Origin of the sequence: Micromonospora sp. NBC_01392 (assembly GCF_045040125.1) — a bacterium.
GTDB lineage: Bacteria > Actinomycetota > Actinomycetes > Mycobacteriales > Micromonosporaceae > Micromonospora.
The window spans coordinates 4,811,293-4,829,708 of record NZ_CP109549.1; the positions used below are offsets into that span (position 1 = coordinate 4,811,293).

The window sequence follows — 18,416 nt, forward strand, 5'->3', positions numbered from 1 at the left end:
CCCCGCACGGAGCGATGTTCCCGCCGGCCCGCGACCGCGACCTCCCCCGCGGCCCCGGCCGGGGCACCCGGTCGGACAGCTTTGCGGAAATGGTTCCCGCCCCGGCGAATCGCTCGGTTCGCCGCCATACAGCGACACTCCTTTCAAAAGCACCGGCACAGACCATTCATCGCGCAATCCGCTTTGTTCGACGATCCGCCGTCGCGCTCCGACAGCGCATCAGCAAAAACCACCAAAGTGGATCATAAGCGGGAAACTGCGTAACTCAGCGCACTTCCGCGAACACGGCCGGTGTATCAACTGGAAGATCCAAAGGAAAATACAAGACTGTAAATTCGTTGCGATCCTTTTTAAGCTGACCGTTCCCGGAACCGCCGGTCCCGATTCCTACGACCCCGGTCGGATATGTGTCACGACGCTTCGAGGTTGACCAGGCGTTCCGTTCTTGTTCCGAGACAGGGAGGTGCCATGCTCGGCGGGAGTAATTGTTCACTGCCCGTCCTGGTCGCCCGCGACCACCAGCGGGACCTGCTGCACGCGGCGGTGGACCGGGCCCGGCAGGGGCACGGCGGCTGCGTCTTCCTGGTCGGCGAGGACGGCACGGGCAAGACCCGGCTGGTCCTGGAGGCCGTCCGTCGGGCCTGGCAGTCCGGCATGTCGGTGCTGCCCGGGCGGGCCGGCAGCACGGGACCCGTCGTGCCGCTGCGCCCCCTCACCGAGGCCCTGGCGCACCTGTCCCGCAGCGAACCCATCCTGGAGCATCCCAGGCTGCGCCCCTACCGGTCCGCCCTGGGCGGGCTGCTCCCCGAGTACCGCTCCCCCGACGCCGCTCCGGCGCCGGCCTCGCCGGTGCTCCTCGGCGAGGCGGTGCTGCGGCTGCTGTCGGTGGCGGGCGCCGAGCGCGGCTGCCTGTTGGCGCTCGAGGACCTGCACGACACCGACCGCAGGACGCTGACGGTGGTGGAGTACCTGGCCGACAACCTCGTCGACCAGGGCACCCTGTTGCTCGCGACCGTGCGGCAGGGCCCGGGGCCGGCGTGGGACCTGACCCAGTCGCTCGGCCGGCGGTGCCGCGGCGCGGTCCTGCCGCTGGACCCGCTGGACCCGCCAGCGGTCCGCCTGCTCGCGGCGTCCCGGCTGCGGCTGTTGCCCCACCAGGTGCCGGAGGCGGTCGTGACCCGGCTCTGCCGGGACAGCGCCGGCAACCCGTTCCTCGCCACCGAGCTGCTCCAGGCCATGGTGGACAGCGGTGCCCTCGTCGTGCACCCGGGCGGGTGCCGGCTGGTCGACGAGATCCCCACCGCCGTGCCGTCGAGCGTCCGGCACACCGTCGCCGGCCAGGCGACCCGGCTCGGGCCCGCCGGCCGCCGCCTGCTCACCGCCGCGGCCGTGATCGGCGAACGGTTCCCCATCTCGGTGCTCGGGCAGGCCCTGCGGCTGGACCAGGACGATCTGCTCCGGCACGTACGCGCGGCGGTCACCGCCGGGCTGGTCGTGCCCCGCCCCGACGACCACGACTGGTACGCCTTCCGCAACCCGACCACCGCCCTGGCGCTGCTCGACCTGCTCACCCCGGCCGATCGGGCCGTCCTGGCGCAGCGGGTGACCGAGGCGGTGCACGAGCTGCACCCGGAGCTGACCGGGGGATGGTGCGCGTTCGCCGCCCGCCTGGCCGGCCGGGGCGGCGACCCGGCGCGGGCGGCCCGGCTGCTGACCCTCGCCGGCCGCCGGTCGCTCGCCACCGGCCGGCTGCACGCGGCCGTCGAGACCCTGGAACAGGCGTGGCGACTCGCCGAGACCGCCCCGGACGCCCCGCTGCGCGCCGAGGTGCTGCACGAGCTGCTCTGCGCGCTGGTGGAGACGGGCGATCCCGAACGCGGGCTGCGGCTCCTCGACAGCCTCGACGACCTCTGCCACCCGGGCGTCCCGCCCGAACGGCTGGCCGGCGTGCACGTGCAGCTCGCCCGGCTGGCCGGCCTCGCCGGGCGGTGGGCCGACGCGGTCGTCCAACTGGAGACGGCCCGGGCGGTGCTCGGCCCGGACGCCCCCGGACCGCAGACCGCGTACCTCGACGCGGTCGCGGCCCACCTCGCGGTCGGCACGCCCGACCAGGCGGTCCGGCTCGCCGAGCGGGCGGTGGACGAGGCCGAGCACGCCGGGCTGCCGGCGGTGGCCTGTCTCGGCTGGCAGGTCCGTGGCCTGCTGGCCCGCCGGCGGGAGACCGACGAGGCGCAGACGTGCTTCTTCCGGATCCGGCAGCTGGCCGACCGTCACCACCTGCCGCTGTGGCGGGCCCGCGCCGCGCTGCTGCTCGCCGAGCACCAGTGGTTGCTCACCGGCGACGCCGACGCCCTGCGCCACAGCGCGGAACGGAACGGACGGCTCGGCTCCCCGGCGCTGCGCCACACCGGGCACGCCCTGCTCGCCTGGCACCACGCCCTGCGGGGCCGGTACGACGAGGCGGAGCGCCTGGTCGCCGTGAGCGTGGCGGAGGCGGGGCGGCTGGGGTTGCGCGACGTGCTGGTCCGGTCGTCGCTGGTCCGCGCGATCTGCGCCGGGCACCGGGGCCGGCGGCCGGAGCTGGACGAGGCGCTTGTCGACCTGCGACGCCACGGGGACACCGGCTCGCCGTACCTGGCGCTGGCGCACGGGATGGCGTACGCGGTCTGCGCGCTGCTGGAGGAGGACCCGGACCGGGCGCGCGACGAGCTGGCCCGGGCGGCCCGGTACGACGCGGAACGGCCGGCGCCCTATCCGCTGACCGGCGAGCACGGGCTGGGGTTGCTGCTGGACGTGTTGGGCGGTGAGGCGAGCTGGTGTCGCGGGCGCGCGACGAGCGGCAGCGACGCGGGTCGCCTGCACTGGAACCGGCAGTTCGGGTCGCTCGCCGAGGCCGTGCTGCTGGGCCGGCAGGGCCGGCGCGAGGAGGCCGCGGCGGCGGTAGCGGCGGTGCGACGGGACGCGCACGCCCACCCGATCGCCGTCCACCTCGGCCTGCGCCTCGTCGCCGGGGCGGCCCGGACGGACCGCTGGGGAGACCCGGTCGCCTGGCTGCGCCAGGCCGAGGAGCACTTCCGCCAGGCCGGCCTCGGGGCGCCCGCTCGGGCCTGCCGGGCCGAACTGCGCCGGTGCGGCGTGGTGGTGCCGCACCGCCGCGACACCAGCCGGGTGCCACCGCCGCTGCGGCTCAAGGGGGTGACCGAGCGGGAGTACGAGGTTCTCGAACTCATGGCGGACTGGTCCGACAACCGCAGCATCGCCAACGAGCTCTTCATCTCCCCGCGCACCGTGGAGAAGCACGTGGCGAGCCTGATCGCCAAGACCGAGCAGACGAACCGGGCGGCGCTCAACCGGTACGCCGCCCGGTTCCGCGAGCGGGTCAACCCGGACTGACCGCCCGGTACCCGCCGCCGAAGAAGACGGCCGGCTCCACGCCCGCGCGGCTCTCGCACCAGTACGGCGCCCCCAGCACCAGCGCGTGGTCGGCGACCCCGATCACCTGGCTCACGGTGCAGACCGCGACCGCGAGCGCGCCGTCGAGCAGCGGCAACCCGTCCCGGTCGCGGTACGGCACCCCGGCGAAACGGTCCGGCACGCGGCCGGCGAACTGGTCGGCCAGGTGGCACTGCCGCCGGCTCAGCAGGTTCACCGCGAACCCGCCCTCGGCGGTGAGCGCGGCCAGCGTACGGCTCGCCCGCCCGAGCGAGACGAGCAGCAGGGGCGGGCTCAGCGACACGGAGGTGAACGCGTTGACCGTGCAGCCGACCGGCCGCCCGTCGGTGCGACTGGTGACCACGGCGACACCGGTGGCCCAGTTGCGCATGAACTCGCGCAGCAGCGGGCCGCTGACGCCGCCGGGCCGGGCCGGTTCGCCGGCCCGGTCGCCGGCGGGCGCGGGCGGGTCGGCGGACGGGCCACCGGCGGGCGCGGGCGGGGCCGCGTCGCCCACCGGGGAGCGGTCGGCGGCCCCGACGGGCGGGGAGCGGTCGGCGGCCCCGACGGGCGGCTGGGACGCGTCGGGCTGCGCCCCGGCGCGCGGCCCGACCGCTGTCGAGTCCCTGATCGAGGCCGTGGTGGTCATCGCGCGCCGGCCAGGTCCAGCCGCTCGGCCGCGCCGGCCGTCTCGTCGGCCCGGGTGGCCTCGGTGTCCCCGAGTTCCGCGTGACACCGGGCCCGCTGGCTCAGCAGCTCGCCCCGGTCGGCCCCGGGCAGGTCCAACGCGCGGCTGTAGTCGGCCACCGCGTCGGCCCAGCGGCCCGACGCCTGGTGGACGAAGCCCCGGTTGTACCACAGGTCCGGGTTGTCGGGCTCGACCGCCAGCGCCGCGGTCAGGTCCGCGACCGCGGTGGCGTGGTCCCCGCCGTCGAAGGCGAGGGCGGCCCGGCTGGCCAGCGCGGCAACCAGTTCCGGGTCGGCCCGCAGCGCCGCGTCGAACTGCCGCCGCGCCTGCGCCCGGTCGCCGTCGGCCAGCGCGAGCACGCCGCGCAACTGCCGCAGGCGGGGCTCGTCGGGGTGCCGCAGCAGTCCTTCGTCCAGGTGTGGGCGGGCGTCGTCGAGCAGCCCGTCGTCGAGCAGCAGGCTGACGAGGTTCACCCGGGCGTCCACCTGGTCCGGCTCCAGCTCGACGACGTAACCGAAGTCGGCCACCGCGCCGGCCAGGTCGCCCAGCTCGGTCCGGATGTCCGCCCGGTTGTAGTACAGCTCGTAGAACGGCGGCGACAGGCTGATCGCGGTGTCGCAGTCGGCGATGGCGCCGGCCAGGTCGCCCAGCCGCCGCCGCACGTCGGCCCGGTCGAAGTAGTAGTCGGCGTAGTTCGGATCCAGCTCGATCACCTTCGTCAGGTCGGCCAGCGCCTCGTCCAGCCGGCCGAGCGCGAGGTACGCCTTGCCCCGGTTGTGCACCAGCACGGACCGGTGCAGCCGGTGCTTGTCGCCGGGCAGCTCATGGTCGAGCCGGCGCAGCCCCTCGTCGACCAGCCGCAGCGCCGCCGGCAGCCGACCCAACCGCATCTCGATCAGCGCCAGACCGTTGTTCTGGAACACCGAGTGGAAGGCCCGCTTCTCCAGGTCGGGCAGGAGCGAGGCGATCGCGATGGAGTTGTTGATGTAGCCCCGGGCCAGATGGTGGTCCCGCAGCTCGTCGGGGTGGAACCGGGTGTAGAGCATCGCCAGCGCGTACCCGGTGGACATCTGCAGCTCCGGGTCGGCGTACCGGCTGCGCAGGTCCAGGTAGGTCGGTTCCGCCTCCACGGTGCGCCCGAGCACCACCATCGCCGAGCTGGCCCGCGTGCTCAGCAGCCAGAACCGTTGCATCTGGGTCTCCGGGTCCACGATCGCCCGGCCGCGGGTCCCGTAGTCGATCACCGCGTGGTAGTAGCCCATCGCGCCGCAGTGCCGGGCCGCCTCGTAGAGCGCGTCCGCGCCGGCGCCGGCCGGATCACTGCCGCGCTCCAGGTGCCACGGGATCGCGCCCAGCTCCAGGCTCCACTCGCCGCGCTCACGCAGCCGCGCCGCGCGTGCGTCGTGCAGCCGTACCCGCTGGTCCGCGTCCGTCTGCTCGTACGCGGCCAGCTCCGCCGGGTCGGTGGAGGTGCCGTCCGCGTCGACGTACGCCTGCGCCAGCTCCTCCCGGTCCCGGCCGGCGGCGGCGCCCGGCCGGGGCAGGTCCGGCAGCCGGGTCGCGTACCGCTCGAGCGCGGCGGACAGCTCGGGCTCCAGGGGGCCGCCGTCGGTGCCGATGGTCACCCGCACCCGGTCCGGCCGGACCCGACGCAGGAAGATGGCGAGGAACTCCTGGTCCGTCGGGTCCGCCTGGTCCACCCGGTCGAACGCCACCCGCAGCGGCAGCCGGCCGGTGGCGGCGGCGTGGCCGGCGACGAACTCGGTCGCCCCGTGCGCCAGCCGCCGGGTCCGGTTGGCCGGGTAGATCCGGGTCCGCTCCTCGGGTACGGCCAGGGAGGTGAGGGTCTCGGGCGCGGCGTCGATCGCGCCCCGCAGCTCTGGCGCGGCGGAGAGGATCTCGGTCAGGTGCCGGCGGACCAGGTCGGGCCGGCGCTCGTAGGTCTCCGGCACGATCAGCCGCAGCAGGCTGCCCAGCCCGGTGTACGGACCCCGCAGGCCCCGGTGCGCGTCGACCGCGAGATCGGCCCGCTCGCCGTCGGCCGGCGACGGCCCAACCCGCCATTGGTGTGCAGTCATGCCTTGCTCCTCGGTTGGGATGGGTCCGGCGGCTCGGTGGCCGTCGTGGACGGTCGTGGTGGGCGGGCGGCGGTCAGCCGGCCGGAGCGGGGCTCGGGCTCTTCGCCCGCCGGCGCTGGACCCGCCCGGCCAGCAGCGGCAGCAGCACCAGCTCGAACGCGACCAACAGGAGGGAGGCGACCGAGTCCCAGAAGCCGGGCCCGGTGGGCGAGCCGTTGACGAGGGCGCTGACCACCCGGGTGCCGAACTCCCAGATCAGCGGCGCGGTCCAGAGCGCGACGGTGACCAGCAGCACCCCGACGCCGGCGCAGGTGACAAGCGCGAACCAGGGGGCGAGCCGCCGGTCCCGCGGCGACCAGTCGCCCTCGGCCCAGTCGGCCCGGCGCACCCAGGGCAACCAGCCGAACCGGTCGCGCAGGTACGCCCGACTCACCTCGTCCAGGTTGGTGCAGCCCAGGGCCGTGGTGGCGACGTAGTACATGTCGGTGCGCAGGAAGACGTAGAACTGCCAGGACATCCGCAGCAACACGGTGTACGCCACCGCGAGCGCGAGCCGTCCCGGCCAGGACAGACCGTCGGACAGGTCGGCCGCGGCGGCGAGCACGAGCGCGCCGAAGAGCACCGCGTCGGCCAGCAGGCCGGCCGTCATCGGCAGGTAGCGCCGCCGCGCCGGCACGGTGAGCAGCGCGTCCAGCTCGGTCTCGACCACCACGTAGTAGAGCCGGCGGCCGATCTGCATCCGGGTGGGCAGGCCGAGCCGGCGGGCCGCGAGCAGGTGGTAGAACTCGTGCCAGAGGATGGCCGGCGACTGGCAGAGGGCCAGGCCCACCTGCACGCCGAGCAGGGACGGCACGAAGAACACGTGGTCGGCCTGGGGGCGCAGTTCCGGTCGGTTCACCATGGCGACGACGGCGGCGCCCATCACCAGCAGGTAGACGACCCAGGCCAGCGGGGAGAAGGCGAACCGGCCGAGCCGGTGGAAACGCACCTTCGGCGGCGTGGCCAGCGGTTCCCCCTCGGCCCGGACGAACCTCAGCTCGCGCATCGCGTCCACGAAGTCGGCCATGTCGACGGTCTCGCCGTAGGTGCGCCGGTACCACTGCTCGGCCTCGTCGACCGGCATGCCCCCGGCCAGTCGGCGCAGCAGCGCGACGCCGTCCTCGGGCAGCATGGCGAAGGAGGCGGCGTCGACGCGGCCGACCGTGATGCCGTCCCGCTCCGGCACGTAGGTGAGCGGGTGGAACTCCAAGCGGGTGGGTGACATCGGACCTCCATCGCGGTGACGGCCGGTGACGGCCGCCCCGGCGCCACAGGCGTCGGGGCGGCCGGACCGGTCAGCAGCAGTCCGTGCAGTACAGCGGCGCAGACGTGGTGAGCTTGATGGAACCGGTCTTGCGGATCGTGATCTTCTTCATGACGTTCACCTCCTCGGACGGGCGTCGGGGTGGCTGGCCGGCCGGGGCCTGGGGAAGAACCTGCCACCCGGCCGGTCCGGACGGCATGGGGAACGGCCCCCAAACTCCCGGCGGGCGGGGGCGCGAAGACGGGGCCGCTCCCCCATGTCCGGGACCGGGTCGTCACGCCACGCTGTCGCCATGCGAGATGACGCACTGTCGGTGATCGTCAGCGGCTCGAGCGCCGCGATGGCGACCTCGGGGTACCTGTCCTGGCTCCGCCAGGAGATCGACCTGCCGTTGCGGGTGCTGCTCACGGCGAGCGCCGAACGTTTCGTGCCGCCCCAGGTGGCCGCCTGGTACGCCGACGAGGTCTGGACCAGCGCCGATCCGGCGCTGAATCCGACCGAGTTCGCGAAGCGTTCCCTCGGCCTGGTGGTGCTGCCGGCGACGGCCAACATGCTCGCCGCGACGGCCCTCGGCCTGGCCGGCACGCCGGCGCAGACCGCGCTGCTGGCCAGCGACCGCCCGTCGCTCTTCTTCCCCAGCATGAACCGCTCCATGTGGGTCAAGCGGGTCACCCAGCGACACGTCGAGGCGTTGCGCGACGAGGGGCACACGGTGGTGGAACCGCAGGAACGCGTGATCTTCGAACTGTGGCAGCGGGAGAACGCGATCGGCATCGCCATGCCGCCGCCGGACACCGTCGCCGAGCTGATCGCGAGCTGGCTGGAGACCACCCTCGCCGCCGAGGGCGAGGAAGCCACCGGGGCCGAGCAGACCGTCGATCCCGTCGCCTGAGCCGACCCCGCCGCGGTACGTGGGCACGCCGATCAACCCACTCTTGGTAGGTTTGTACGGTGATCCTCCGGAACGCGCTCTACCGGCTGTACGCCCGTCGGATCTGGTCGCAGCTCGCCGACGCCCCCCTGCCGCACCACGTCGCCATGGTGATGGACGGCAATCGCCGCTGGGCACGCCAGATGGGGCTGGAGAACCCCAGCATGGGGCACCATCACGGGGCCGAGCACATCGACGAGGTGCTGGGGTGGTGCGCAGAGGCGGGGATCAGCCACGTGACGATCTTCATGGCCTCCAGCGACAACCTCCGCAAGAGGTCGCCGCGGGAGGTCCAGTTCCTCATGGAGATCATCGAACGGGTGATCGCCGCCCGACTGTCCCGACGTCCCGGCCAGTGGGAGCTGCACCTGGCCGGGCGGCTCGACGGGCTGCCCGACTCCACCCGGCACGCGCTCAAGCTGGCCCAGGAGAACACCCAGAACCAGAACGCCCCGTTCCACCTCACCGTGGCCGTCGGCTACGACGGTCGCGAAGAGGTGGTCGACGCGCTGCGCTCGATCCTCGTCCGGGAAGCCCGCGCCGGCACGACGATGGAGGAGCTGGCCGAACGACTGACCCCCGAGGACATCGGGGCCCATCTCTACACCAGCGGCCAGCCGGACCCGGATCTCGTCATCCGCACCAGTGGCGAGCAGCGGATGTCAGGGTTCCTGCTGTGGCAGGCGGCCTACTCGGAGCTGTACTTCTGTGACGTGTACTGGCCCGGATTCCGGAAGGTCGACTTTCTCCGGGCCCTTCGCTCGTACGCCGCCCGGCATCGCCGCTTCGGGGCCTGAGCGCCAGCGCGAGCGCCGATCCTTCCCCCGCCCGCCGGCGGGAGGGCGAGGACGACGACCTCACCCTCCCGCCGGGGCTGCTCATGACCCGCGGTACGCATCCCCGGCCGGGGTCAGGACGCCGTCCTCGCGATACAGCCCGAGTGCCGCCGCCTCCCCCGACGCGGGCAGCGCGAACAACGCGTAGCGCTCCACGTACGGGGCCGCCTGAAGCCGGGCGGTGGCCTCGCGGACGAACTCGGTCAACTGCCCGGCGCTCGGGTAGCGAGGATGACCGGTGAAGTTGGTCAGGCTGAACTCGGTGACCCACACGGGCAGTCCGTAGCGCTCGTGCACCGCCTGCACGTAGTTCATCAGGTGTTGCGGGGCGGCGGGGCCGAAGTCCGAGCCGTACCAGTGCAGGGCGATGAAGTCCACCCGCAGGCCGCGCTGACGCGCCCCGCTCAGGAAGCGGTCCAGCCATCCGCCGGGGACGTCGCCGCCGAAGGCGACGGCCGGGCTGCCCAGGCGCATACCGGTCCGTTCGAGCCGCGGCCACAACGTCAGCGCCTGCTCGACGCTCATGTTCGCCTGCTGCGGCAGGTCGGGCTCGTTGAAACCGAGCAGCGTGGTGCCAGAGCGCCGCGCGCTGTCGAGTTCGCCGGTGTTGACCGCGCCGGCTCCCCAGATCATCGGTACGAACTCCGCCTGCGCCGGGACGTCGTCCGGGTTCGCGGACCAGTCGTAGTACCAGCCGGCCCCCACCGCGTGGACGCCGTCAGCGACCCGGGGGAAGGCCCACGTGCTCACGCCCTTCTTCCCCGCCGCGCCGGCCGGACGCGGTGCGCCCGGCACGCTCCACCGCTGGGCCGGGCCGCCGGTGCAGGTCCACAGCCGCAGATGCGTGCCGTCGGCGTCGCCGGGGGCGTCGAGGCACTTGCCGGAGCCGGTGTTGACCAGTTGCCCGTCGGTGAACCGCCACTGCTGCGCGCCGGTACCGTTGCAGTCGAACAACTGGATGCGCGTGCCGTCCGCCCGGCCGCCGCCCGCCACGTCGAGGCACTTTCCCAGCGCCCGCACCGGCCCCGAGCCGTCGTGGAACCAGTCCTGGGCGACCGTGCCGTTGCAGTCGGCGACCTGGATCGGCGTGCCGTTGGCGGTCTGCGTCCACGCCACGTCGACGCATCTGCCGCCGGCGCCGACGATGGTCGGGTGGGAACTTGCCCGCGCGGTGGGCACCACGGCCAGACCCGCGCCGAGCACGGCCCCGACCGCACCGAGGACCACCACGGCGCGCACCGCCCGGTGCGCGCCGCCCCGCTGCCACATCTGCATTCGACCCCTCCACCACTCGCCGGACCCGCTCTACGACAGGCGGGACTGCGCCTTCAACGGTCGGGGACGACAGTCGGTTCACCGATCACGCGATCCGATCGGACCGCGACGCCGACAGGTGAGCACGCCGAACCCCCGAGCGGTCGCCGGACGGCCGCTACAGCCAGTCGTGTTCGCGGGCGTACCGGGCCGCGTCGTGGCGGGTCCGGGTCTGGGTCTTGCGCATGGCGTTGGAGAGGTAGTTGCGCACGGTGCCCGGGGCAAGGTGCAGCCGGGCGGCGATGTCGACGACCGAGTAGCCCTCCCCGGTGACCCGCAGCACGTCGATCTCACGGTCGGTCAGCGGGCAGTCCTCGGTGACGGCGAGCGCGGACACGTCCGGGTCGATCCAGCGTTTGCCCGCGTGCAGGGTGGCGATGACCGAGGTGATGTGGGCCGGCTCGGCGGACTTGCTGACGAAGCCCTGCACGCCGAGCCGCAGCGCCTTGCGCAGCACGCCCGGCCGGGCGTGCCGGGTCAGCATGAGGATCACCTGCTCCGGCCGTACGCCGCGGATCTCCGCGACCGCCTCCAGGCCGTCCACGCCCGGCATCTCCAGGTCGATGACCAGCACGTCGGGCCGGTGTCGCAGGGTCGCGGCGATCGCCGTCCCGCCGTCGGTGGCCTCGGCGAGCACGGTGATGTCGCCCTCCATCGGCAGCAGCGCGGCCAGGGCCGTACGCAACAACACCTCGTCGTCGGCGAGCACGATGCTCGTCATCGGCCGTCCTCCCTCGCCACCGTGGGGGCCGCGTCGGCGCGGGCGGGCGCGAAGACCGCAGCCGTACGGAACCGCCCGTCGCGTTGTTCCACGGACAACTCGCCACCGTCGTCCACGACCCGTTGCCGCAACGCCGCCAGGCCCCGCAGTTCGGGAAGCCCGGTGGCGGTCACGCCGTCGTTGACGATCGTGATGCCGGTCTGGGCGAGCGTGATCTGCACCCGGGCGGCCTGCGCGTGGCGCAGGATGTTGGTGGTGGTCTCCCGCAGCACCTGGCCGAGCAGTTCGCTGACCCGGGTGTCGACCTCGGCCTCCCGGGTCACCCGGACCCGGATGCCGGCGGCCTCGAACAGGTTCTTCGCGTTCTCGATCTCCGCGGTGAGGTTGAGCCGCCGCTGCGCGTACGCGAGTTCCTTGGTCTGCGCGATGGTGTCGCTGACCAGCGCGTACGTCTCTCGCAGCTCCTTGGCCACCCGTGCGGTGTCGCGGTCCAGCAGCCGCTGCGCCAGGGCGATCTTGAGCTTGACCACGTGCAGGGTGTGGCCCTGGATGTCGTGCAGGTCGCTGGCGAACCGGACCCGTTCCCGGACCACGGCCAGCTCCGCCTCGCGTTCCCGGGTCTGTTCGAGCTCCCGGATGAGGTCGTAGAACCGCTCCCCCACCACCGTCAGAACCGTCACGACGACGGTGAGGACGGTCGGCACGAGGACGTAGCGCACCACGACGTCACCCGGGTCGTCCCGTTGCACCAGCAGCCGCATCGCGCCGACCACGGCGACGAAGGAGAACAGTCCGGCCATCACCAGGGCGCGGCGCCGCCGCACCTGGCGCAGCGCGAGCGAACCCACGGCGCAGATCCCCCAGTACGCGTTGGGACTGCCGGTCACCAGCACTCCCAATGGCCACACCGGTGCCGCCACGACCGCGCAGGGCAGCGCGAACCGGTCGAGGTCGCCGGCCGTCCACCGCTCGAAGGCCACCAGGGCCGCCACCGCCCCGGGCGCCAGGACGGCGACGTGCCACCAGGTACGCGCGTCGGTGTAGACCAGCACCACGGCGGCGAACACCACCGGCGGCAGTGAGGCGGCGAGGTTGAGCCGGCGCAGCCTCTTCTGCGTCGAAGCGGTGAAGCGCGGCGTTGGTGCGGTCACCACCCCAGTATCCGACGATCACCGGCGGCGACCAGTGACACCACGTCACACGCGGTCATGACACCGCGCCACTGCCACGCCGGGCACACTCGCGCTGTCATGGGTGCATGTCCACCACACCCGTCATCGAAGTCGACCGGCTGAACCTCACCTACGGTGACTTCCACGCCGTCAAGGACCTCTCCTTCGAGGTACGACCCGGGGAGCTCTACGCGCTGCTGGGCACCAACGGGGCCGGCAAGACCTCGACGCTTGAGGTCGTCGAGGGGCACCGGAGGCAGACCTCCGGCACCGTACTCGTCCTCGGGCATCGCCCCGATGACCGGCGGACGGTGCGTCCCCGCACGGGGGTGATGCTCCAGGAGAGCGGCTTCTCCCCCGACCTCACGGTCCGCGAGTCCGTCGGTCTGATCGGACGGCTCAGCGGGCGCCACGACGACGTCGACCGGGTGCTCGACCTGGTCGACCTCACCGACCGGGCCGGCCGGAGGGTGGCCCAACTGTCCGGCGGCGAGAAGCGGCGGTTGGACTTCGCCACCGCGGTCTACGGCACCCCGGAGCTGATCGTCCTGGACGAGCCGACCACCGGCCTGGACATCCAGTCCCGCGACGCCGTCTGGGCGACTGTCGACCGGCTGCGCGAGAACGGCACCACCATCGTGCTGACCACGCACTACCTGGAGGAGGCGCAGCAGCGCGCCGACCGGATCGGGCTGATGCACCAGGGCGTCCTCCACCGCGAGGGCACCGTCTCCGAACTGACCCGCAGCCTGCCGGCCGTGATCCGCTTCTCCCTCGCGGAACCGGCGCCGGTGCTGCCGGCGCAGGCCGCCGTCGACGCCGACGGGAACGTCGTGATCGAGACCTTCGCCCTGCAGAAGGACCTGCACGCCCTGCTCGGGTGGGCCCAGGACCACGCGGTGGAGCTGCGCGACCTGCACGCCGGGTCGACCCGGCTCGACGACGTCTTCCGCGCCGTCACCCGCTGAACCTCTTTCGAACCGGAGCGTCCCATGTTGTCCATCGCGTCCAGCGAGCTGATCCAGATCTTCCGGAACCGGCTGGTGCTGATCACCAGCCTGATCATCCCGGTCGTTGTCTCCGCCGTCTTCGTCCGCCAGCACGAGATCTTCGCCGAGATCGGCAGCCTCGGCTACATCGCGGCGATCGTGCTGTTCACCGTGGCCGCGTTCGGGCTCTACGCCACCGCCGTCACCACGTTGGCCTCCCGACGCCAGAATCTCTTCCTGAAGCGGCTGCGCTCCACCGCTGTCGCCGACTCCACCATCCTGGCCGGCCTGCTGCTGCCGCCCACCACGATCGCGGTGGTGCAGGTGGCCGCGATCCTGACCGCGCTGGCCGTCGTCGCCGGCGGGCCGGCCAACGCCGCCCTGCTGGTGCTGGCGGTCCTGGCGACCCTGGCCATGATGATCGGCCTGGCCCTGGCCACCGCCGGTCTCACCAACTCTCCCGAGCACGCCCAGGTCACCACCCTGCCGGTCACCCTCGGCGTGATCGCCGTGGCCACCTGGGTGGGCATCAGCGGCACCGAGAACCTCTCCTGGCTCAAGCGGCTGCTGCCCGGCGGCGCTGCCACCGAACTGACCAGGAACGCCTGGAACGGCGGTGTCGCCGTGACCGACTCCCTGCTCCTGCTCGCGCCCACCCTGGGCTGGGTCGTCGTCGCCGTCGCCCTGGCCACCCGACTCTTCCGCTGGGAGCCCCGCCGATGACCACCGAGCACCGGTCCGACCCACCGACCCTGGTGGAGGATCTCCTGCTGCTGCTGTTCCAGCCCCGGTCCGGGACCATCGCGGGTGAGAACACGCTCTTCTACGTGCTCGGCGGGGCCGTCCTGGCGGACCTCGCCCTCGGCGACCACCTCGCCACGGAGGCCCGGGGCCGGATCAGGAGCGTGGCGGGTCACCCACCGTCGGACGACCTCCTGCGTCCGGCGTGGGACTACCTCTCCGCGAAGGCGAGGGGCGCGCAGACCGCACTCGCGGCGATCGGCCCTCCACTGCGCGAGCCGGTGTTGGACAGGCTGATCGCGCGCGGCGACCTCGACCGGAGGCCGCACAAGGTCCTCGGCCTGTTCCGTACGACAGCCCTCCGGGAGGGTGGGACCGGACGCCGGGCGGGTCTGCTCGCCGACGTCCGGCAAGCCCTCTCGGCGGACACGCCGCCACCGGCCCGCATCGCCGCGCTCGCGGCGCTGCTCTCAGCGAGCGGAACTCTCCCGCAGTTCGACCGCGAGATCCCGTGGACGTCGTCGGTGATCACGCGGGCCAAGCAACTGGAACGAGGCGACTGGGGAGCCGACGCCGCGGCGCAGGCCGTGACCCGTACCGTGACGGCCACGGTCGTCAACAGCGCCATCGTGGCCATCACCGTGCTTCCGCGCGGCTGATGCGACCGTACCGACGGACTGGATCTCACCGGCGGGCTGCCCCACTGCCGTCCCAGCCGGGAACCGTTCCCGGTGTGACGTCGTCCAGCCCGACGATGTCACCGGGGTTGGGCGCGAAGGCGTCGATCCGCACCAGCGTCTCGTACGGCAGTGGTTCCGGATCCGTGACGCCACGCCGCACGAGCGCGGCCGCAGCCACGGCGTCAGCGCCACGGTGTCACGACCGGATGTGACGTGGTGTCACGGTCGGCGCCGGTGACCACCGGATCCCGCAGGCGACCGGCTGGCATCGGGTTACCGGGCAGCCGGGTACGAGCGGGGAGTGGCCGCTTCGGCCACTCCCCGCTCGCGGTGAGCGGCGCGTTGGTCCTCGGCTCAGCCGAGACCGCCCTTGATGGCGCCGATCAGCTCACCGTTGCTGGTGTCTCCGGAGAGCTCCCAGAAGAAGGCGCCACCGAGGCCCTGGGTGTTGGCGTAGCTCATCTTCCCGCCGATGGTGGCCGGGGTGTCGTAGCTCCACCAGTTGCTGCCGCACTTGGCGTACGCCGTGCCGGGTTCTGCGCGGCCCGGGTGAAGCCGGCCGACCAGGTCCAGCCGCCGAACGACCAGATCACCTTGAGGTGCGGGTACATCTTCTTGAGTTCGAGCAACTGGTTGAAGCTGCCGCGCAGCGGCTGGTCCCAGGTGTCGGCCTTGCCGTCGACGCTGTCCGCCGCGGGGTACGCCTTGCCGGTCGTGGCGTCGGCGTCGCCCGGCGCACACCGGCCGCCGGTGGGGTTGCCGAAGGCGTACAGCAGGTGGGTCATCTTCGCGGCGGACCCGCTGGTGTGGATGTTCTTGACGTGGTAGTTACGGCCGTAGACGCCCCACTCGGCGAAGTAGCCGACCACCTTCTTGCCGCCGGTCGACGGCGGAGGCGGTGGTGGTGGTGGTGTCGGCGAGGACGTCGGGCCGGTGCTCGGCGACGCCGTCGGGGGCTTGGTGGTGGGCGCGGTCGGCGACGCCGTGACCGTGGCGCTCGCCGATGCCGTGGGGGACGTGGTCGGCGGACCATGTCACAGCTCCGACTCACTCGGGCGGGAACGTATCGCGAGGGCTGTCGCCACGGCGGAAGGTGGGCACCCCTCGCATGATGTAGATGAGGTGGGCGGCGAAGAAGGTGGACACTCCTGCCACGCCCACCACGACGGCGACCGGGAGCGTCACTCCGGCCGCGGCCAGAGCGATCGTCAGGCCCGCCCCGAAGAGCAACGCGTTGATGGCGCCCACCGTCGCCGCCGCGGTGAGCAGAAACTGCCACCACCGCGGCTTTACGCCCACGTCCGTCCAGGTCGCCTCGGACGCGCTCTGCCCGGTGGGGGCCACCTCGGCGAAGTAGCCGTCGTCCGGCATCAGGTGATCCCGATACCACGCTCGGACCTGCTGGATCCGCACGGCGAGCAGGTCGCTCTCGGTCATCGTCTGGGCCAGCCGGAGGAAGGTGAACTCTCCCAAGATCAAAACGATTGGCAGGACCGTCGCGAGAAACGGCCAGACCAAGGCGCTCTTGCCGGCCACGAGTCCCAAGCCGATGATCGCCGCGGAGAGCACCGCGAGGAATCCCGAGAGCCTGCCGTTCGCTTCGGTGATCGTGCCGGTGTATGCGGCCTGCAAGGAGCTGCGCTCGCTCGAGAAAGCCACCACCAGCGCCTGTTCCCGCTCGTCGTCGTCCATCCGAACCCCTGTTTCCCGTTCCCCGAACGGCCGATCTCGTGGTTATCCCTTGTGGGCCGCGCCTTGGTCCGGTTCCGCTGTCAGACGGTCACGATGAGGACGCCGGCCAGCGCCGCAGCGATGCCTATTCGCTGCACGGGGTCGATTCGCTCGCGCAGCACCGCGGCGACCAGCACGATGGTCACCACCGGGTGAAACGCGCTGAGAACGGCCACGATGCTCAGGTAGCCGAGTTGCGCCGCGGCGGTGTAAGCGGCGTCGGCCCCGATGATGAGAACGCCGATCAGTAGCAGACTCGGCACCACTCGCCACGGCACGTTGAGCTGCGCCCGGACGGCCAGCACGAACCCGAGTATTCCGATGACCGCGGTGAGGCGTGACACCACCAGCGCCCACGGGATCCCACCGGCTCCTGCGAAGTCCATGAAGACGAAGAACGCACCAAATCCGGCGGCGGCGACCGCCCCGTGCGCCACTGCGGCCGCCGTACCGCCGCCGGTTGATCCCCGCTGGTGCGCGGCAAGAACGATCCCGGCGACGAGGAAGCCCAGCCCTGCGAACTGCAGCAGGTTCGGCACCTCACCCAGAGCCACCCCGACACCGATCGGCACCACCGGAGCGGCCGCCGCGACCGGCGCCACCACGCTCGCTCGACAATGCGCCAGCCCTCGGTAGAGGGCAGCGACCCCCACCAACTCGCTGAGCCCCGCACCGGCCGCAGCCATCAGGTGAGCCGGCCCTGGCGGCCCCGTCCCCAGCACCGCCAGGTTCGCCGTCAGAAGGATCAGCGCCGCGGTCTGGGAGATGAGCAGCACCGGCGCCAGCCCTAGCCGGCGGCTGCGCACCCCACCGAGGAAGTCGGAGACACCCCAGCTCACGGCCGACACGAGGGCGAGGACGACCGCGCCGGTCACCATGCGTCACCGACGGTGGGCGCGAGGTTCGTCGCCGCCGTGTCCCGGTGCGGGCACCGACGCGCCCCGGCATCAAGACCCCTGACGGCATCCAGCCGCGCTTCCGGGACTTCGGCACCCCGCTCCAGGCCGCTGTCGACCCCCGCCCGCTCAGCCATCACACACTCCATAACGGTTACATGTAACCAACATCAGGCTCACCCTAGCCCGAACTTGGTTACACATCAACAAGATGCGGTTAGACTGGCGGCGTGACCAACATTCCGCCGCCTTCCCTGGCAGGTCGGCAGACAAACGCCCGACCGCTGCCGCCGGCCGACCGGCAGGCATGGGTCGCCTACCGGGAGATCCGGCTGCTCCTCGACGCCCGCGTGACCCGCGACCTCGAGGCGGCCGTCGACCTGTCCATGCCGGATGTCGACGTCCTGGCGGCCGTCAACGCGCTCGCAGAGCGCGACCCGACGCCAGAACGCACCACCTGGCTGGTCCCGCTCCTCCCCGACGCCGCCCGGTCGACGCGGGCAGCCCATTGCGTCCGCGTGGCCGCCCTCGCCGACCGAATGCGCTGGTCACGCAGCCGCCTGTCCCGTCAACTCGGCCGCATGGAGCGCCGCAATCTGATCGCACGGGTCCCCTGCACGCTTGACGGCAGAGGCGACGACATCGAGCTCACCGACCTCGGCCGCCAAGCCCTCGAACGGGCCGAGTCGCAACTCGAGGCCGCCGTGCGGACACACTTCACAGACGCGCTGACGGAGGAGCAACGAGCCACTCTCAGGCAGATCAGCGCAACGCTGAAGACCGGGGATCCCGCAGTCACTGCCGAGTGAAACGAGCGACGACGGCCTGTCGGCGCGGACGGCCGGCATCGAGTGATCCGGTAGCGACCCCGCCGGCCGGCCCACCGGTGCCATGACGGCCGGCA

Annotated in this window: 16 protein-coding genes and 1 pseudogene; 7 read left to right on the top strand and 10 right to left on the bottom strand. The window is 72.6% G+C overall.

Going from position 1 to position 18,416, the window contains the following annotated elements:
• The first annotated feature begins 468 nt into the window (after nucleotides 1-468).
• Nucleotides 469-3,393, top strand: coding sequence for an AAA family ATPase (locus tag OG767_RS20890; RefSeq protein WP_405090112.1), 2,925 nt, complete (start codon nucleotides 469-471; stop codon nucleotides 3,391-3,393).
• On the opposite strand, the gene OG767_RS20895 is transcribed toward OG767_RS20890, so the two are convergent.
• From OG767_RS20895 to OG767_RS20905, 3 genes are all read right to left on the bottom strand, one after another.
• Nucleotides 3,380-4,081 carry a flavin reductase family protein gene (locus OG767_RS20895; protein WP_405090113.1) on the bottom strand — a complete coding sequence of 234 codons (702 nt, stop codon included), beginning with the start codon at nucleotides 4,079-4,081 and terminating at the stop codon, nucleotides 3,380-3,382. The two genes, OG767_RS20890 and OG767_RS20895, sit on opposite strands and share 14 nt — an antisense overlap.
• Entirely contained in the window at nucleotides 4,078-6,198 is a 2,121-nt protein-coding gene (locus OG767_RS20900; protein WP_405090114.1) for a tetratricopeptide repeat protein, read from the bottom strand. Before OG767_RS20900 ends, OG767_RS20895 begins: the two co-directional genes overlap by 4 nt.
• Before the next feature lie 73 nt (nucleotides 6,199-6,271).
• Complete coding sequence (locus OG767_RS20905) at nucleotides 6,272-7,462, bottom strand: hypothetical protein (protein WP_405090115.1); 1,191 nt, start codon at nucleotides 7,460-7,462, stop codon at nucleotides 6,272-6,274.
• Between the two features lie 331 nt (nucleotides 7,463-7,793).
• Between OG767_RS20905 and OG767_RS20910 the strand changes: the two genes are divergently transcribed.
• Together OG767_RS20910 and uppS are read left to right on the top strand one after the other, a co-directional pair.
• Nucleotides 7,794-8,393, top strand: coding sequence for a flavoprotein (locus OG767_RS20910; protein ID WP_405090116.1), 600 nt, complete (start codon nucleotides 7,794-7,796; stop codon nucleotides 8,391-8,393).
• A gap of 59 nt (nucleotides 8,394-8,452) precedes the next feature.
• Nucleotides 8,453-9,229, top strand: coding sequence for a polyprenyl diphosphate synthase (uppS, locus tag OG767_RS20915; RefSeq protein ID WP_405090117.1), 777 nt, complete (start codon nucleotides 8,453-8,455; stop codon nucleotides 9,227-9,229).
• A gap of 81 nt (nucleotides 9,230-9,310) precedes the next feature.
• On the opposite strand, the gene OG767_RS20920 is transcribed toward uppS, so the two are convergent.
• The 3 genes from OG767_RS20920 to OG767_RS20930 all read right to left on the bottom strand — a co-directional run bounded on the left by OG767_RS20920 (nucleotide 9,311) and on the right by OG767_RS20930 (nucleotide 12,454).
• Entirely contained in the window at nucleotides 9,311-10,543 is a 1,233-nt protein-coding gene (locus OG767_RS20920) for a glycoside hydrolase family protein (protein WP_405090118.1), read from the bottom strand.
• A 157-nt stretch (nucleotides 10,544-10,700) separates the two neighbouring features.
• Complete coding sequence (locus OG767_RS20925; protein ID WP_405090119.1) at nucleotides 10,701-11,303, bottom strand: DNA-binding response regulator; 603 nt, start codon at nucleotides 11,301-11,303, stop codon at nucleotides 10,701-10,703.
• Nucleotides 11,300-12,454: a sensor histidine kinase gene (locus tag OG767_RS20930; RefSeq protein ID WP_405090120.1), complete on the bottom strand. Its 1,155-nt coding sequence runs from the start codon at nucleotides 12,452-12,454 to the stop codon at nucleotides 11,300-11,302. The genes OG767_RS20925 and OG767_RS20930 overlap by 4 nt, the downstream gene beginning before the upstream one ends.
• Before the next feature lie 107 nt (nucleotides 12,455-12,561).
• Between OG767_RS20930 and OG767_RS20935 the strand changes: the two genes are divergently transcribed.
• Genes OG767_RS20935 through OG767_RS20945 form a run of 3 tightly spaced genes read left to right on the top strand, consistent with a single transcriptional unit; the run spans nucleotide 12,562 to nucleotide 14,864 of the window.
• Complete coding sequence (locus OG767_RS20935) at nucleotides 12,562-13,443, top strand: ABC transporter ATP-binding protein (protein WP_405090121.1); 882 nt, start codon at nucleotides 12,562-12,564, stop codon at nucleotides 13,441-13,443.
• Between the two features lie 24 nt (nucleotides 13,444-13,467).
• Nucleotides 13,468-14,187 carry an ABC transporter permease gene (locus tag OG767_RS20940; RefSeq protein ID WP_405090122.1) on the top strand — a complete coding sequence of 240 codons (720 nt, stop codon included), beginning with the start codon at nucleotides 13,468-13,470 and terminating at the stop codon, nucleotides 14,185-14,187.
• Entirely contained in the window at nucleotides 14,184-14,864 is a 681-nt protein-coding gene (locus OG767_RS20945) for a GPP34 family phosphoprotein (protein ID WP_405090123.1), read from the top strand. The genes OG767_RS20940 and OG767_RS20945 overlap by 4 nt, the downstream gene beginning before the upstream one ends.
• Before the next feature lie 25 nt (nucleotides 14,865-14,889).
• Here the strand turns inward: OG767_RS20945 and OG767_RS20950 are convergent, their stop codons facing one another.
• The 4 genes and pseudogenes from OG767_RS20950 to OG767_RS20965 form a co-directional block, all read right to left on the bottom strand.
• Nucleotides 14,890-15,063 (bottom strand): hypothetical protein, encoded by a 174-nt coding sequence (locus OG767_RS20950; protein ID WP_405090124.1) that lies wholly within the window; start codon nucleotides 15,061-15,063, stop codon nucleotides 14,890-14,892.
• 176 nt (nucleotides 15,064-15,239) lie between these two features.
• Nucleotides 15,240-15,895, bottom strand: a pseudogene (locus tag OG767_RS20955) (glycosyl hydrolase family 18 protein); the annotation flags it as partial.
• A gap of 37 nt (nucleotides 15,896-15,932) precedes the next feature.
• The gene (locus tag OG767_RS20960; RefSeq protein WP_405090125.1) at nucleotides 15,933-16,577 is read right to left on the bottom strand and encodes a hypothetical protein; all 645 of its coding nucleotides are present in this window, start codon (nucleotides 16,575-16,577) and stop codon (nucleotides 15,933-15,935) included.
• Between the two features lie 80 nt (nucleotides 16,578-16,657).
• Nucleotides 16,658-17,494, bottom strand: a complete 837-nt coding sequence (locus tag OG767_RS20965; RefSeq protein WP_405090126.1) for an EamA family transporter — start codon at nucleotides 17,492-17,494, stop codon at nucleotides 16,658-16,660.
• A 248-nt stretch (nucleotides 17,495-17,742) separates the two neighbouring features.
• Between OG767_RS20965 and OG767_RS20970 the strand changes: the two genes are divergently transcribed.
• The gene (locus OG767_RS20970; RefSeq protein ID WP_405090127.1) at nucleotides 17,743-18,321 is read left to right on the top strand and encodes a MarR family winged helix-turn-helix transcriptional regulator; all 579 of its coding nucleotides are present in this window, start codon (nucleotides 17,743-17,745) and stop codon (nucleotides 18,319-18,321) included.
• Nucleotides 18,322-18,416 lie beyond the last annotated feature (95 nt).